The sequence below is a fragment of the Paenibacillus sp. FSL H8-0283 genome (assembly GCF_045040675.1).
Taxonomy (GTDB): Bacteria; Bacillota; Bacilli; order Paenibacillales; family Paenibacillaceae; genus Paenibacillus; species Paenibacillus amylolyticus.
This window is the reverse complement of record NZ_CP150295.1, coordinates 3,128,915-3,143,128: the sequence shown is the minus strand read 5'-3', so window position 1 is coordinate 3,143,128 and position 14,214 is coordinate 3,128,915. Positions and strand designations below refer to the sequence as shown.

Below are 14,214 nucleotides of genomic sequence, written 5' to 3'. Positions count from 1 at the left end.
CTGTAGTTGTATTGTAGTGCTACGGCTGAAAGATAGACATGCAGAACACTAACTTTTAGATGGACAATAATAACCTTGTATGGAGATGAAAAGTATGAATCATCAAACTTTGCTTACGAACTACCTGTCCAATCTCCAAGTCGAATTATTCATGGTCAATTACAATCGGTGCGATACGGATTGGCGGGATCTGGATTACACGCCCGATTACAGCAAGTTTTATTTCATATGCGAGGGTGAAGGTTGGCTCAAAATTGGGGATGAGGAGTATTATCCTGCGCCTAATCAGCTTATTTTAATGCCAGAGGGGATCCAACAGTCTTACTCTGCCATTAATGACCGTCCTTTTCTCAAATATTGGTGTCACTTTAGCGCAAAGGTTGGGGGAATCAATTTGTTCCAAATTCTGAAATTCCCAAACATCTGTACGATAGATCAACCTGAGTTGATTCAAGCAATCTTCAGCAGTATCCTTACATATGCAAAATCCGATGAAGTCTATGGCCATATGATGGCCAAGAGCAAACTAACCGAGCTACTGTCTCACTATATAATGAATCTGGATCTGGATCAGATCTCTTTTATTAACGTGCCTGTCATGGAGAAACTGTCCACCATTCTGGCTTATATTGATTCCAACATCGAAGAGAATATTTCGGTTCAGGATCTGGCCCAGATCGCCTACATGCATCCGAATTATTTCATTCGATTCTTCAAGCAGCAGATCGGAGTTCCTCCGATCCTCTATATTACTGGCAAAAAAATCGATAAGGCCAAGGAGTTGCTGGCGTGCACCCCGAACACAATAACCACCATCGCCGAGCATCTCGGTTTCAGTGATTTGTACTATTTTTCCAGACAGTTCAAAAAGCATACAGGGTTAACTCCAACGGAGTACCGCAAACAAAAAACGGGACTTACAACGAAACATGGTCTATAAATAAACTCAAAGCAAAGAGAGAGTTCCCTCATTCGGAACTCCCTCCTATAGATTTGTTACTGTTCGATTCATGCTGAGTTACTTTCTTGAGTTCGCTCAAATAAGCATAACCATAGTTTTGATCTGGCTCAAGATAAGCCCCTTCCGCCCACTCGTTCCAGGCATTAACAAAAAGATACTGACTTTTGTACAGCGTCCTCGCTCGTTCCATCTGTCTGGATAGATATAGCCCAAACTTCTCTGGGGTGGCCCCGAGCGTACTCTGTCCGTCAACACCTCTCCGCGGTGTATTATCCCAATTGACAAAAGCACCTGGATAGACAATTTCTCCGTTACGGTGTGGTGTTCGTTCGAGAATGGAGGACCATACCTTGTCGTAATTCACAGCAATATGTTGCTGTCCCTTGATGTTCATTTCGATCCAGATTCCATTCATATGTCCATGTGCAAACGTATAATGCGGTTCAAATTCCATACTCGCATCAAAGATCTGACCATTAAATGTAGGGAATCCACCAATGGTCTGCACAAAATGAATCCCTTTCAGGCCATGTTTCAAAGCCAATTCACGCCAAAACTGAATCATTTCCTCACATTGCGGAATACTGGCTGGTCGATAGATCAGAAATAATGGCTTACCTTGCACTCGAATATATCGTTTGTCCTTAAATACTTTTACCAGATAATTAAAATGTTCTTCCCAATCCTCTCGATCCCCATAGTTCTGGGCCATGAGAATATCGGATTCTTGCCCATCCCATTTTCTTGTCCATGTCTCATTGGCCCAGGACAAGCAAAAAGGAAAATCAGGCTCCCCACTATCCAAAATTTCATTCACTGGTTTTTCCAGCAAACGCTTGCCTTTGAACCAATAATGATAATAACAAAATCCATAAATGCCATGCTGTTTAGCCGTTTCCGCTTGCCACTTTCGTACATCTGGATCGGAAAGGTCATAATATTTCCCCTGAAATGGCTGTTTAGGCTGATGATGACCCGAATATAAAGGCGCGGCTTTTTTTACATTCGTCCATTCGGTAAAACCGTCCCCCCACCATCGGTCGTTCTCCTCAATCCGGTGAAATTGGGGCAGATGCAGAGCAATTACCTTCAATCAGAACTCCTCCAATGCAGCAACATGATGCAGCCTACGCTCCTGTGATTTTTGGGATGATTTATATGAAAATGATATCCAGCAGTCGCAATGTTTTTTGTAGATGGGATTGATTATATTTCATATATGCCAGAGCATGGCTAGCGGCCAGTCTCCTTGCATCAACACTCTGCCAGTAATGTTCAAACTTCTGAGTGAGTTCTTCACAAGAGTTGTATTGTTGAAAGTTACTAAGGTCAATCGCGTTGCTCTGATTCACAGATGGTCCTATGAGTTGAAACGTCCCACATGCGGCAATTTCCATCACGTTTTTGATTGATTCGCCACGATGAATAACCAGTTTGCTTCCGTTATATAACATCTGACGAGCTTCATTCGTATGAACAGGATTGAAATCCCTGATCTGTGCCCAACCCTTTCCATCTACCCGAACCTTTTTGTTATCCAAAAGACCCGCTTTGGCAACAGCGGTGACGATGTCATCCGGTTCTGCATCCCCGATGATATAAACATCCGATTCGTACTCCGGGGGAACAACTTGCGGACAGAATATATGTGGATCAGGCGGCATGAACAGTTCATGACTACCAGTGCTTCCCATATGATGCTGATCATCGCTTATTTGGGTTGATTGTTGTGTAAACACATGATCAAAAATCGGTAGAATAGTTTCGCTTTGGTTCACTTGTTGATCGGCAGACAACCAGATGGCCTTTTTCACGGTGGATGTCCTTAATGCTGTAATATTCTCATCCGGCAAGTTTTCACCGCTTCCGATAACCATAATCAGGTCAACATCATAGGAAGACAAACAGGCTGACACGGATTCGATATATTTAATCTCATTCACATTTCTCACGAGATGTTTCAAACTCTGTTCAATCAGGACGCAATGTGATGACATTTCTCGGTCATTACAAGGAGTGATAAGAAGCACATTTAACTCCTTATAGATCACTTTTGGCACTTCTCGGGTAGGTATGCTCCCCACCTGCATCATTTTCAGCCATTGCTGATTCAGTTCCAATTGCTGTACTTCCATATGTTTACGCATGGATTTGAGTTTCCTGTTCAGAACCACATTCATCTGTCTCAGGAATAACCGGTTCGCATCATGAACTGAACGTTTCTTTTTTGTGGACTTAACCTGCGTTCTTGACTTCTTTTGGATAACAAACCCTCCTGTTCCATGCGAAAACATTCTCTGCCTACAATATGCACGAAATAGTGTTTCGCTAACTCTTTTTTTGCAAAAGGGGCTTTATCCCAGGTATATAATGTGTGGCCACCCGGATCATTCCAGATCTTGTCCTCATAGAATATATGAATACTATATAGGAGATGATATCTTTGCCAACATTTGATAACATCCTTGTCACAGGCAATCAGACGATTAATCAGAATCTGCAGGTCAATGGTAATCAAACCGTTGGTGTCGATCTAAACGTCAATGGCAGTCAGACCATAACAGGCAGTCTTCAAATCAACGCCAGCTCCTCGATTGTCAACCATTTGGGTGTAGGCGGAGTGATTGAAGCTGGAGATAGCGTTAAGGCCGCTACACAATTAATGGCACTTAATCAACCTACTCTTCCACTCTCCCTACCCGTTTTGCAACAACTCAGATATTACAATCCTGGTGTTGCAGGTCAACCCGGTCTGGTCTTAACAGGGACTGCTGGCAATCAATATATACTGTTCGTTGATGAAAGTAGCGGGACACCCCATCTCGCCATTCAACCCGTATAAGATAAGCCTAATCAGATGAGTTTCACCAAAAGAAGCGATATCCGTGTACACTCCGGATATCGCTTCTTTTGGTTTCTTTTCTGATGAAGCCTGGTTATAACTCCATCCTTTTATAAATCTGTGATCAATACGGACAAGACACTCTTGCTTTCCAGCTGGAACTTCATCAATACATCGTCGCGCAGCTTAACCTGTATGTTGCCCGTTTTCTCCCCATCATTGAAGAGGACTAACGCTACGGAACCATCGGCATTTTTACAAGCCACAGAACAAATTCCATCACCACTGGATGTTGATTCGATCCGAACAGCCTTCGGGCGGATCACAGCACTGAAATGAGCCAGAGCATAATAATCAAGTGTATACGTAAGTTCCTTTGTTTGCTGATTCACCTGTACGATCCCACGACACGTACTGCGGCCAAATCCCGGAACGGCTGGCCCGTTGTTCTCATCAAGTGCCATATTCCAAAGTACAAAGGACTTGCTGTAATTGCGAAGAATCTGAATTCCCGTTCGCATCACATTCGAGAAGGCTTGCTCAAATGGCGGGATCCACTCTCCACCCGAACCTTCAGTGAAATGCACTTCTTTACCTGCAAAAGCTTCATAAACCTTCGTTTGAGCAGAAGCATCGCCCCCGTACCAATGCCAGGCTACACCATCCACTTCCTCTCCCGCTTGTTCAAGTACGGTCAGGGGATAGTCCGGTTGATCCCAGTTGTGATCGTAACAGAGAATCTTGGTTTGAATATCATTTTGCACAAAGGCTGGTTTGAGATGATTTTTGATAAAATCTGCTTGCGCTTCGGCTGGCATCAACATTCCGGGATAGTGCCCGGGTTCATAGAGGGCCTCATTCTGTGGTGTGATGGCATGAATCGGTAATCCATGCTTGCCATACGCTTGAATGTATTTCACGAAATATTCAGCATAAACGGGATACCATTCAGTCTTTAATTGTCCGGTAATCATAGATCCACTCGTTTTCATCCAGCCGGGTGCACTCCAGGGTGAAGCAAACAGCTTCAGTTCAGGATTCAATGCCAACGCCTTTTGCGTTAAAGGAATAAGGTCCCCTTCATCATGTGCAATACTAAATTGGGTTAATTCCGGGTCCGTCTGCTGTTCGGGCATATCGTTATAACTATATACCGTTCTCGCATAGTCCGAAGCCCCCATTGGATTACGGATGACTGACAGCCCAATCCCTTTCTCTGGATGGAACAGCCGGGTCATGACCTCATCCCGCTGTTCCTCATTCAAGATTTGATTAATCAGATAGGCGGAAGAATCGGTAAAAGAAGCACCAAATCCGTCCATCTCCTGATACGTTAACTGATCATCCAGATGGATGGTCGTTGTCTCCTTATCAGCATCCAGTGGTTTCAATTGCTCCTGGGATAGAGATACGAATAACTCTTCTTCACCCGTGGATTTGTACATTTTGAATGTAGTCATAGGATTCTCCTTTGTATTTCAATTATTGAATGCCTAGTTTCTCTTTGTTCAATTTCATCTTTTCACTGCGTACCTTCACAATCTCTTCCCAACGGTTCTCACCTAAAAATGACTTGTAAGAAGCCAGTGCATTGTCATACGAGGCATCATCCTTGGACCGTACCATACTGACCAGCGTTGTATTCCACTTCGTATTGATTGCTGACAACGCACGAGCCTCAGGTGTACCTTGATCCGGGCTAATATTCTCCAGAATAAAGTGTGGTTTCAGCTTGCCTTTGCCCCACTCCTGCATCTGTTTAATCGCTTCAGGAAAAGCATCTGCACTGAGTGCTTTGTGGCGGTCATGACCAAAGAACATAAATTCACCCATCCGATAATCTTTTTTGAATTGATCCGCGTTATTGAGTTGCAGGTCTTTCACTGCTGGCAGTAATTCTACACTACCGTCGGCTTTGGTTTGGTAGGTTTCCCCCTCGATCCCGTAATTCATAAGCGTCTGTCCTTCTTCACTCAGCAAATATGTGAATATCTGAATGGCCTTGGCCGGATCTTTACAGTCCTTGGAAATGAAGTTGATCATCCACCCGGTTATTCCGGATTGATTCAATGTTGGTGCATTACCTTTGGTGCTCTGTGGTCCATCGATAGCAACATATTCTTTGCCTGGATTCGCACTCATGTAGATTTGCAAGTTTCCTCCTTGTTGAGGTGTACCGTCAAGCAGCATCGTCGCATATTTACCGGACTTCACTTTTTCTTCAAAAGCGGTTCCATCATCGGCAAAACTGTCATCACTGATATTGCCGTCTCTATACACGGTGTTCAATGTTTTCAACCACGTGAGGTAATCTTCATCCAGATTGCGATCATAGAATTCTCCTGATTCGGTCTCCAACGGAACGCCGATGAAATCTTGTAACGTATCCCCGAGTGAACCTGTTCCTTCACCAATGGAGTTGAATCCAAACGGGATCAGCGCAGGGAACTCTTGCTTAATTCGTTTCATCACACTCTGGAATTCTTCTGGCGTTCCAATGACCGGACTACCCAAAGCTTCGTACACATCTTTACGAATGATAAATGCCGTTTTGGCAGGAATGTTACCGCTATCATAATCCTCTTGTGTATTGGAATAGTTCGGGTAACCATAGGTTTTACCATCCGCCAATTGGAACCAGTTCAATGTATCGGCAGCTGCAACTTTATTAAAGTAAGGATCATATTTTTCCGCCAGATCGTTCAGCGGCATCGCCCAGGTTGCTGCTTTTTGTACCACAGGAGAATTGGAGTCAAACACCGTCAACAAGTCAGGCATATCCCCACCAGCGAAAAAGGTATTTAACTTGGTATCATCACCCGTAATGAATTTGATATTGATGTTCAGATCCTCTTTGATTTTCTTGGTAACAATGTCCTTACCAAAATCAGTGTTCCACCAGTCGGCATTGACGTACCATGTCAGGTCGGTAGCCTCTTCCTTTTTATCCAACTGCCAAGCCGGCTTTTCCGGGTCAACCGTATAACGATCTTCAATGGATACCCAATTCCCTTCACTGGAGCCACCCGATCCACCGCTGCAACCTGTAATCATAAGTACGGCTGTGAGCAGTGTTGCGAGCAATCTAATCCCTTTTTTGCCTGATGTCTTGTTCAACTTCAACATATTTTTGTTCCTCCTCAAAATGGGGTATTGGTTGCTCCTATTCCTTGACTGCTCCGAGCATCATTCCCGAGATAAAGTATCTCTGAACGATGGGATAGATCAGCACGATAGGGAGTGTTGTAATGACAATGGTGGCTAACTGCACGCCTTTGGTCGTTGTTTCAATAACAGCTGAACCCCCGACATTTTGCATGGATTGTGTCTGTGACTGTACGATAATCTCGTACAACATCATCTGGAGTGGATACAGTGACTGATCGGTAATGTATAACTTGGTTGTCATGAAGTCGTTCCATTGCCCCACCCCATTAAATAGCGCAATTGTAGCCATGGCAGGCATGGAGAGTGGAATGAAGATTTTCAGGAAAATATGCCAATCGCCTGCGCCGTCAATCTTGGCCGATTCTTCCAGAGAATCCGGGACATTCCGGAAGAAATTCATCAGAATCACGACATCATAGAAGCTGAATAACGCCGGGATAATGTACACCCAGAAGCTGTTAAGCAGGCCAAGTGATTTGATTAACAGATACGTCGGGATCATGCCACCGGAGAAGAACATTGTAATAACACCCATGGCAACGTATAATTTACGGCCTCTTATGTACTTTTTGCTCAGACCGTAACCAACCATGGCACAAAAGAACACATGTGTAACAACGCCAATCGTTGTTTTGGACACCGATATGAAGAAGGCCTGCCAGATGCCCTGATCATTGAATACAGCTCTGTAATTCTCCAGCGAGAATTCCGGTGACCAGAAGATGAACCCACCTTCCGCTAACGCTTTGCCTGAGCTAAAGGAAGAGATGATGACATTCCAGAGCGGAACCAGAATAACGATCGTACAGATGATTAACAAAACTATATTTAAGGTATCAAAGATCCGACTATCGAGATCTTCTTTTGCCACCTTTCCATTCACGCGGGATGCCTCCTTCTACAACACAGATTGATTATCGTTTAATTTGCTTGTGATTTTGTTTGCAGTGACGAGCAGAATGACAGAGATGATGGAGACACCCAAGCCAACGGCCGTTGCATATGAAAAGTCACCCTGAGACATCCCCATACGATACACATAAGAATTGATAACTTCCGCTTTGTCGCGGTTCTGGGAGTTCATGAGAACCAAGGTCTGATCCAGATTCGACCCTAATAAACCGCTTACAGTTAAAATCAGATTTAGGCTTATGATTGATTTCATGTTGGGCAATGTGATATTCCAGATCTGTCTAAGACGGCTTGCACCATCAATTTTGGCAGCTTCATAATACGTAGGATCAATCTTTGCCATGATCGCCAGATACAGAATCGTTCCCCAACCTGCTTCTTTCCAAATATCCGATAACGTAGCAATCCACCAATACTTTCCTGCATCCAGCAAGATGTTCTGCGGTTGCGAGATCACTCCCAGGCTAAGTAACAACTGATTAAATAAGCCCGTTGTCGAAAACCAGGTGATCAGCATTCCCCCAAGTACGATCCAAGACAAAAAGTGAGGTAAATATGAAACCGTTTGCACAAACTTCTTGAAGCGTCCGCTGTTTAACTCGTAGATCATGATTGCGAGAATGATCGGAATGACAAACCCGATACCTAATTTCAAAAAACTGATCCCCAGCGTATTCACAACTGCATCCCAGAAGTATTTATCTGATAAAATGATTCTGAAATTATCGAGCCCTACCCAAGGAGCGGTAGCAAGCGTATCAATGACCGTGTAATTTTTGAAGGCAATTGTCAAACCATAAATCGGGATGTAACAGAAAATAATCATAAAGATAATGCCTGGGATAATCATCGATTGAATCTCCCATTGTCTCCGATAATCGACTATGAATTCTTTAATCCGTTGCCCGATGGGTTTCTTCCCATTGGGACTGATCGCATTTTTACCGGTTGAAGTCTCTACGGCTAATTTATCCACGTTTTTTTACTCCCCTCCATCATGCATACATTTATATAAAAACGTTTTTATTTTTGGACATAAAAAACCCCTTTGTTTTTATTTATGTAAAAAAAGACCGGAGAAGAAGCTGAGTCAACTTATGTACGGTAGTCTTTCCGGTCGATCTTCACATGGCTTGAACCTCTAACCACCAGCTCACCCGCCAATTTTTGCGCAGCCCCTTGTTCTTTCTCCTTAATCATACCCACCAGTTGATTGATTGCCAGGATACCCTGTCTTGCAATTTGATTTCTTACCGTTGTAAGCGGTGGAGAAAAATACTGTGCGATATCAATATCGTCAAAACCCACGACACTAACATCTTGAGGCACTTCAAAGCCCTCAGACTTCAACGCATGCATACAGCCAATTGCACTCAAGTCATTCCCTGCAAGAAATGCATCAGGCCGCTTGCCGGGGTGCAAATGAAGAAAAGATTTTATCGCACTATACGTGCTCTCCTCCTCAAAATACCCTTGTATAATGTAATCTTCATCGACTGGAAGCTGGTATTCACGCAAGGCAGCCAGATAGCCGTCTCTACGCTGCACACTGTCAAACATCGTGTCCACACCCGAAATATAAGCAATTTTCTTGTGCCCCAGCCCAATTAAATACTTGGTAGCTTCATAAGCCGCCACGTACGAGTCAAAAATGACACTTCCCATCGTATCACTCTGATAAACCCGATCCAGAAAAACCGCCTTGATCTTGTCTTTCTCCATGGCGATAATATCTTGCTCATCAATCCGAAGCTCTTCGTAGATAATGACACCATCCACCCGCCGACCAAGGATATTACTCATAATAACGTGTTTATCCTTGGTCACAAATACATTCAAACCATACCCAAGACGATCACATTCACGAGACATTGACTCAACCAGCTTATAGAAATACGGACCCGATACACTTGTAGTGAAAAAACCAAGCATTTTGGTTTGACCGGACTTCAACAGCTTGCCATTCAGATTGGGCACATAATTTAAACGCTCTGCCACCTTAAGAACATGTGATTTTGTCTCCGGGTTTAAGACATCCACACCATTTAAGGCGTTGGAGACCGTAGATATGGATACGCCCGCTTCCCTTGCTACATCTTTAATCGTTATCTTTGCCATAAGTTTTGTTCCTTTACTATAAAAACGTTTTTATAATGTTTAAATTATCATAAAACCGTTTTCATGGCAACACTTTAATTTGCGAGTTCAGGCATCATGTACTTTATTCATAGCTATATGCCACTGCGGGCGCAAAAAAACGGCTCATGTATGAGCCGCCGTTCATGAAGCTTTAGCTTTCTATTCCTCATCCTGGATATACATGGAGTGAATCTGTTGCAGCTGCTCTTCCAGACGTTCCAAGCGGACAAAACGATCCGCTCGAATATATTCCTTCTGCTCCACAAGCATGATCATTGTTGGAACGGTAAAAATAAGAAACTTGGAAGCAACTTCTTCCACGTCGTTAGCATTAATGTGACCGAGGTATATTGATGGATAAGGTTCAAGCAATGCCCTGATCTTGGGGAGTAAAGCGTGACATACACTGCACTCTGGACGAGATACATACAAAAAAACCAATTCATGTTGTTGAATAACTTCTTCAACCATTTCTATGGATGTTAACTCATGAATATCTTTCATAGCAGCTCAACCCTTTCAATCATTCAATAGCTTGCTCATTTAAACTTTTTCTTTTCAAGTATAGCCTATGTGCGTTAGAATCAAATGGAATATATCCCCATATGAAAGAGGTTATGGTATGAAAAAATCATTCTTATTTCTGTTCACTGCCCTGGTTGTTGTTACTTCCTTCTCGGCGTATACACCTGTGTCAAATGCCTCTGGCGATATTGGAGTCAGTTTATTGTCCGATCGTCAGCAAGGTACAGTAAAGTAGAACTTGTACAGAAAGTAACAGGCGACAATTCGGATAACATCTGAATTAGTCGCCTGCTTTCATTTAGTCATATTGATTTTTATTTCCAATCTCTCTTTCGAAGATAAGATTCGAATACAAAAGTACCAAACGGCAGTAGACCGGCGAGTCCACCCATTAACCAGCGTGTTATCTTCCACTTTTTGACCAGAGCCAAATGCACAAGGGCAATAAGGTACAAAGGAAATAAAATACCATGAATCATGCCCATTACTGCTACAGCGGAAGAGATATCTGCAAAATATTTCAGAGGCATAGCAATAAAAATCAACAGAAGTAAGGATACGCCCTCCCATATGCCCGCAATTCTGAATCGGCCTGTCACTGTTTTCATAAAGTCCATTCTCACCTTTCCTGCTAATCGTTTGTGAAATATGTAACTTGTAACATGATACAAAAACCTCACGCCACATCTCCGTACAGATATGTCGTTCTGAAGCTCATATTCAGTATAACGTATGACTCCGATTCAAAGATGTTTCAAATTTGAATAATTATTGAATCCATAAAACCAGATTCCCACATCAAGTCTTACGGATTCAAGTCGTCTCACGCTCAATCAGCTGGTATGTTAGCTGTTCGGTCTGTAACTCCGTTTTACCCAATACGGCCCACAATTGATGGAAAGCCTGAGTGGCTTGCTCCGCAATCGGATTGTGTATGGTCGTGATTCCAAGAACACGGGAAAGCTCGATATCATCAAACCCCACAATGGCGAGTTGTTCCGGTACCTGAATTTTCCTTCTGCGTGCTTCACTAAGAATGCCGATGGCTGCATAATCATTTGAACATAATACGGCCTGTGGAAGTTCTGGCCCCTCAGCCATTCTTCGCATCGCTTCTTCGCCATCGGAGGAGCTAAATACGGAATATTGATATGCTTCAGTCCACACATGCAACCCTCTGCTCTTCATGAAAGATTCATAGGCTTCACAGCGGCTCTGGGTATTCAAACTTTCAGCCCTGCCAAATGCATTTGCAATTCGGGTGTATCCTCTCGAAACCAGATGCTCCAGAGCTAACTTATACCCTTCTGCCTGATCCATAGCAACAGACGGAATCTCGTCATTCCCCATTCGCTGCCAGGAGACAATCGGACCGTATTCCATATACGCCTTTAATTTCCGAGGATCATTAACACAAGCAATAATAACTAGCCCATCGACTCGTTTACTGCGCAGATCTTCGAAAGCCTGCAATTCAATCTCCGGATCTCCACGGGATGTATAGATAATCGTCTGAAACCCAAAATCCATGGCTGTATCAATGAATTGATTCATGAATGTAAGAATGATCTCACCTGTGGTAGAGGTCACAATTCCAATCTGCTTTGTCTGCCCTGTAGATAACGATACCGCATTCCGGTTGGGAATATAATTCAACTGTTTCATAATATCCGTTATGATCTGTCTTGCTTCATCACTAACATGCGGAGAATGATTAATCACTCGTGACACCGTCGCTTTTGAGTAACCGGACCGCTTCATAATTTCATCAAACTTGGACATCGGAGACTCCCTTCTTGCTAACGAACTATATAAGTTCAACTAAGGTTATTTACACTGGCACTTCGATGACAGAACAACCTTCCGATCGCTGTTATCCCCAGATTTTTTGATTCCCATATCTAAACGGGAAAATCCGGGGATAAAGACGACCGCTTCGCTTCTTCTGGTTATTTCTGTCCTCTCCGTTTTCGTGTAAATTTTAGTTGAACTTATTTAGAATAATAGTATGCCTTAATTTGGGGTCAAAAGTAAAACTTGACGTGTAACCCGTTACAACGTTTAAGCTTTTTTTATGTCATATATGAACAACCTCTTAATATCAATTTGATGAATGGAGCGATACACATGAGCAACTCTCAAAATCATACTTATCAATTCCCGGAAAATTTCCTGTGGGGTGGCGCAATTGCAGCCAATCAGGCTGAAGGTGCATACAATCAAGGTGGCAAAGGATTATCTACTCAGGATGTAGCTCCCAAAGGCATCATGGGGCCAATCACGGAAGAACCAACCGAAGATAACATGAAACTGATCGGTATCGATCTGTATCATCGCTACAAGGAAGATGTAAAACTGTTTGCCGAGATGGGCTTCAAGGTATTCCGTACTTCCATCGCCTGGTCCCGGATTTTCCCAAAAGGGGACGAGCTGGAACCAAATGAAGAAGGATTGCAGTTCTACGACGATCTGTTTGACGAGTGTCGCAAATACGGGATCGAACCACTGGTTACGCTGTCCCACTATGAGACACCTCTTCACTTGTCCAAAGAATACGACGGCTGGGTTAATCGGAAAATGGTTGGATTCTATGAGCGTTATGTAACTGCCGTATTTAAACGTTATAAAAACAAAGTAAAATACTGGCTTACCTTTAACGAAATCAATTCGATTCTTGAAGCACCCTTCATGAGCGGAGGCATCTACACGCCGAAGGAAAAGCTTAGCAAGCAAGATCTCTATCAGGCGATCCATCATGAGTTTGTAGCCAGTGCTTCCGCTGTGAAGCTCTGTCATGAGATTATTCCTACGGCACAGATTGGTTGTATGATGCTCAGTATGCCTACCTACCCGCTGACACCGAATCCAGACGATATGATCAAAGTCATGGAATTCGAACATAGCAACTATTTCTTCGGCGATGTACACGTAAGAGGTCGTTACCCTGGTTATATGAAACGTTACTTCCGTGAAAATGGAATCGAGATTCAGATGGAAGCTGGCGACGAGGAAATGTTGCTGAATACGGTAGACTTTATCTCTTTCAGTTATTACATGAGTATCTGTCAGACAGCAGACCCGGAGAAACAAATCGCAGGTGAAGGTAACCTGCTTGGGGGTGTACCTAACCCTTATCTGCCAGCAAGTGAATGGGGATGGCAGATTGACCCGCAAGGATTGCGTTATGTGCTTAACATGTTCTATGACCGTTATCAAAAACCACTGTTTATTGTTGAAAATGGTCTTGGTGCTGTCGATGAGTTGATCACGGGTGCGGACGGCGAGAAAACAGTTGAAGATGACTACCGCATCCAGTATCTGAATGATCATCTGGTTCAGGTTGGTGAAGCTATTGAAGATGGCGTTGAAATTATGGGTTATACATCATGGGGTTGTATTGATGTTGTCAGTGCGTCTTCTGCCCAGTTGAAAAAACGTTATGGCTATATCTATGTGGATCGTCATGACGATGGATCAGGAACACTCGAACGTTATCGCAAGAAATCCTTCCATTGGTACAAAGAAGTGATCAGCAGTAACGGGAAAAGTTTGCAACGTTAAGGTTCTTTAAGCAAATGTAACAGATACATTCTTCTATCCCCCAGACATATCACATGAAAGAGTGTCGGTTATACGATACCTTGGCATGTTTTCTGTCTGGGGATTT

14 protein-coding genes are annotated in these 14,214 nt (G+C 43.3%); 4 read left to right on the top strand and 10 right to left on the bottom strand.

Translation table 11 applies throughout. The features are described 5' to 3' along the window. The first annotated feature begins 94 nt into the window (after positions 1-94). A complete protein-coding gene (locus MHI52_RS14180) occupies positions 95-940 on the top strand; it encodes an AraC family transcriptional regulator (protein WP_405159252.1) in 846 nt (281 codons plus the stop codon). A 28-nt stretch (positions 941-968) separates the two neighbouring features. On the opposite strand, the gene MHI52_RS14175 is transcribed toward MHI52_RS14180, so the two are convergent. Continuing rightward, entirely contained in the window at positions 969-2,054 is a 1,086-nt protein-coding gene (locus MHI52_RS14175) for a glycoside hydrolase family 99-like domain-containing protein (RefSeq protein ID WP_405159251.1), read from the bottom strand. A gap of 61 nt (positions 2,055-2,115) precedes the next feature. Further along, positions 2,116-3,108 (bottom strand): hypothetical protein, encoded by a 993-nt coding sequence (locus tag MHI52_RS14170; protein ID WP_405159250.1) that lies wholly within the window; start codon positions 3,106-3,108, stop codon positions 2,116-2,118. 287 nt (positions 3,109-3,395) lie between these two features. Here MHI52_RS14170 and MHI52_RS14165 point away from each other — a divergent pair, with 287 nt between their 5' ends. Beyond that, on the top strand, positions 3,396-3,803 hold the full coding sequence (locus MHI52_RS14165; RefSeq protein ID WP_282321556.1) for a hypothetical protein: 408 nt from the start codon (positions 3,396-3,398) through the stop codon (positions 3,801-3,803). A gap of 110 nt (positions 3,804-3,913) precedes the next feature. Here the strand turns inward: MHI52_RS14165 and MHI52_RS14160 are convergent, their stop codons facing one another. The 6 genes from MHI52_RS14160 to MHI52_RS14135 form a co-directional block, all read right to left on the bottom strand. Then, positions 3,914-5,263 carry a glycoside hydrolase family 30 protein gene (locus tag MHI52_RS14160; protein ID WP_405159249.1) on the bottom strand — a complete coding sequence of 450 codons (1,350 nt, stop codon included), beginning with the start codon at positions 5,261-5,263 and terminating at the stop codon, positions 3,914-3,916. 22 nt (positions 5,264-5,285) lie between these two features. Further along, the gene (locus MHI52_RS14155) at positions 5,286-6,929 is read right to left on the bottom strand and encodes a sugar ABC transporter substrate-binding protein (RefSeq protein ID WP_405159248.1); all 1,644 of its coding nucleotides are present in this window, start codon (positions 6,927-6,929) and stop codon (positions 5,286-5,288) included. Between the two features lie 37 nt (positions 6,930-6,966). After that, positions 6,967-7,854: a carbohydrate ABC transporter permease gene (locus MHI52_RS14150; RefSeq protein WP_405159247.1), complete on the bottom strand. Its 888-nt coding sequence runs from the start codon at positions 7,852-7,854 to the stop codon at positions 6,967-6,969. Positions 7,855-7,869: 15 nt separating this feature from the next. Then, positions 7,870-8,859 carry a sugar ABC transporter permease gene (locus tag MHI52_RS14145; protein WP_200868492.1) on the bottom strand — a complete coding sequence of 330 codons (990 nt, stop codon included), beginning with the start codon at positions 8,857-8,859 and terminating at the stop codon, positions 7,870-7,872. A gap of 119 nt (positions 8,860-8,978) precedes the next feature. Continuing rightward, positions 8,979-10,001, bottom strand: a complete 1,023-nt coding sequence (locus MHI52_RS14140; RefSeq protein ID WP_315370754.1) for a LacI family DNA-binding transcriptional regulator — start codon at positions 9,999-10,001, stop codon at positions 8,979-8,981. Between the two features lie 180 nt (positions 10,002-10,181). After that, positions 10,182-10,526 carry a thioredoxin family protein gene (locus MHI52_RS14135; protein WP_036670761.1) on the bottom strand — a complete coding sequence of 115 codons (345 nt, stop codon included), beginning with the start codon at positions 10,524-10,526 and terminating at the stop codon, positions 10,182-10,184. A 118-nt stretch (positions 10,527-10,644) separates the two neighbouring features. On the opposite strand from MHI52_RS14135, the gene MHI52_RS14130 reads away from it, so the two are divergent. After that, positions 10,645-10,782, top strand: a complete 138-nt coding sequence (locus tag MHI52_RS14130; RefSeq protein WP_017688678.1) for a hypothetical protein — start codon at positions 10,645-10,647, stop codon at positions 10,780-10,782. 79 nt (positions 10,783-10,861) lie between these two features. On the opposite strand, the gene MHI52_RS14125 is transcribed toward MHI52_RS14130, so the two are convergent. Beyond that, positions 10,862-11,155 carry a DUF3817 domain-containing protein gene (locus tag MHI52_RS14125; protein ID WP_036608336.1) on the bottom strand — a complete coding sequence of 98 codons (294 nt, stop codon included), beginning with the start codon at positions 11,153-11,155 and terminating at the stop codon, positions 10,862-10,864. A gap of 205 nt (positions 11,156-11,360) precedes the next feature. Further along, on the bottom strand, positions 11,361-12,329 hold the full coding sequence (locus MHI52_RS14120; protein WP_405159246.1) for a LacI family DNA-binding transcriptional regulator: 969 nt from the start codon (positions 12,327-12,329) through the stop codon (positions 11,361-11,363). Between the two features lie 345 nt (positions 12,330-12,674). Here MHI52_RS14120 and MHI52_RS14115 point away from each other — a divergent pair, with 345 nt between their 5' ends. After that, positions 12,675-14,108, top strand: coding sequence for a glycoside hydrolase family 1 protein (locus tag MHI52_RS14115; RefSeq protein WP_405159245.1), 1,434 nt, complete (start codon positions 12,675-12,677; stop codon positions 14,106-14,108). Positions 14,109-14,214: the final 106 nt, after the last annotated feature.

Bases quoted from the DNA above. Each gene is read 5' to 3' on its own strand.
- MHI52_RS14180 (WP_405159252.1), top strand. From the start codon at position 95: ATGAATCATCAAACTTTGCTTACGAACTACCTGTCCAATCTCCAAGTC.
- MHI52_RS14170 (WP_405159250.1), bottom strand. From the start codon at position 3,108: ATGCGTAAACATATGGAAGTACAGCAATTGGAACTGAATCAGCAATGG.
- MHI52_RS14165 (WP_282321556.1), top strand. From the start codon at position 3,396: ATGATATCTTTGCCAACATTTGATAACATCCTTGTCACAGGCAATCAG.
- MHI52_RS14160 (WP_405159249.1), bottom strand. From the start codon at position 5,263: ATGACTACATTCAAAATGTACAAATCCACGGGTGAAGAAGAGTTATTC.
- MHI52_RS14155 (WP_405159248.1), bottom strand. From the start codon at position 6,929: ATGTTGAAGTTGAACAAGACATCAGGCAAAAAAGGGATTAGATTGCTC.
- MHI52_RS14140 (WP_315370754.1), bottom strand. From the start codon at position 10,001: ATGGCAAAGATAACGATTAAAGATGTAGCAAGGGAAGCGGGCGTATCC.
- MHI52_RS14135 (WP_036670761.1), bottom strand. From the start codon at position 10,526: ATGAAAGATATTCATGAGTTAACATCCATAGAAATGGTTGAAGAAGTT.
- MHI52_RS14130 (WP_017688678.1), top strand. From the start codon at position 10,645: ATGAAAAAATCATTCTTATTTCTGTTCACTGCCCTGGTTGTTGTTACT.
- MHI52_RS14125 (WP_036608336.1), bottom strand. From the start codon at position 11,155: ATGAAAACAGTGACAGGCCGATTCAGAATTGCGGGCATATGGGAGGGC.
- MHI52_RS14120 (WP_405159246.1), bottom strand. From the start codon at position 12,329: ATGTCCAAGTTTGATGAAATTATGAAGCGGTCCGGTTACTCAAAAGCG.
- MHI52_RS14115 (WP_405159245.1), top strand. From the start codon at position 12,675: ATGAGCAACTCTCAAAATCATACTTATCAATTCCCGGAAAATTTCCTG.